General features: G+C 71.5%; 2 protein-coding genes. Both read left to right on the top strand.

Annotated elements, in window-relative coordinates:
* Nucleotides 1–512: alpha-ketoacid dehydrogenase subunit beta (locus ACF073_RS41460; RefSeq protein ID WP_392076746.1), on the top strand; the 512-nt coding region annotated here is incomplete at its 5' end.
* A gap of 10 nt (nucleotides 513–522) precedes the next feature.
* Nucleotides 523–1,482 (top strand): dihydrolipoamide acetyltransferase family protein (locus tag ACF073_RS41455; RefSeq protein WP_392076745.1); only part of this gene is annotated, 960 nt, incomplete at its 3' end.

The following is a 1,482-nucleotide window of genomic DNA, read 5'->3' as shown; positions in this document are numbered from 1 at the left end:
TCTGGATGATGCAGCAGGCCATCCAGAGTGATGACCCGGTGATCTATTTCGAGCCCAAGCGCCGGTACTGGGACAAGGGCGAGGTCGACACCGAGGCGATCCCGGCCCCGCTGCACAAGGCGTGCGTGGCCCGCGAGGGCACCGACCTCACCCTGGCCGCCTACGGCCCGATGGTGAAGCTGTGCCTGGAGGCCGCGAACGCGGCGGCCGAGGAGGGCAAGTCCCTGGAGGTGCTGGACCTGCGCTCGGTCAGCCCGATGGACTTCGACGCCGTCCAGGCGTCCGTGGAGAAGACCCGCCGCCTGGTCGTGGTGCACGAGGCACCGGTGTTCTTCGGCTCCGGCGCCGAGCTCGCCGCGCGGATCACCGAGCGCTGCTTCTACCACCTGGAGGCTCCGGTCCTGCGGGTCGGCGGCTACCACGCCCCGTACCCGCCGGCGCGGCTGGAGGAGGAGTACCTGCCGAACCTGGACCGCGTGCTCGACGCCGTCGACCGCTCGCTGGCGTACTGAGGAGAGGGTCGTGACGACGATGACGGAAGCGTCCGTACGCGAGTTCAAGATGCCCGACGTGGGCGAGGGACTCACCGAGGCCGAGATCCTCAAGTGGTACGTCCAGCCGGGCGACACGGTCACCGACGGCCAGGTGGTCTGCGAGGTGGAGACCGCCAAGGCGGCGGTGGAACTCCCCATCCCCTACGACGGCGTGGTCCGCGAACTGCACTTCCCCGAGGGCACCACGGTGGACGTGGGCACGGTCATCATCGCCGTGGACGTGGCCGGCGCGGCCGGGCCCGGGGCGCCCGCCGAGCAGCCGAAGGCGCAGCCCGTCCAGCCGCAGCCGGAGGAGGAGCCGAAGCCGGAGGAGGAGCCGAAGCCGGAGGGCCGCAAGCCGGTCCTCGTGGGCTATGGCGTGGCGGCCTCCTCCACCAAGCGCCGCCCGCGCAAGGGCGCCGAGGCCACCGTCCCGGCGCCGGCCCAGGCGATCCAGGCGGAGCTGAACGGCCATGCCGGCACGCTCACCGAGAAGCCCCGTCCCCTGGCCAAGCCGCCGGTGCGGAAGCTGGCGAAGGATCTGGGGGTGGATCTGGCGGTGATCGTTCCGTCGGGTCCTGACGGGGTCATCACGCGGGACGACGTCCACGCGGCGGCCGCGCCGCGGGTCGCCGAGCCGGCCCCGACCGCCCCCGCTGCCGCTGCTGCTGTGGTCCCGGCGCCTGTCGGCTCGTTCGACGGTGCGCGGGAGACGCGGGTGCCGGTGAAGGGGGTCCGTAAGGCGACGGCGCAGGCGATGGTGGGTTCGGCGTTCACGGCGCCGCATGTCACGGAGTTCGTGACGGTGGATGTGACGCGGACGATGAAGCTGGTCGAGGAGTTGCGGCAGGACGGGGAGATGCGGGGGCTGCGGGTGAATCCGCTGCTGTTGATCTCCAAGGCGCTGCTGGTGGCGATCAAGCGGAATCCTGAGGTCAACGCGTCGTGG

Source organism: Streptomyces sp. NPDC015171 (assembly GCF_043079545.1).
Classification (GTDB): Bacteria; Actinomycetota; Actinomycetes; order Streptomycetales; family Streptomycetaceae; genus Streptomyces.
The sequence above is the reverse complement of the archived record's forward strand: the minus strand, read 5'-3'. Positions and strand labels throughout refer to the sequence as shown.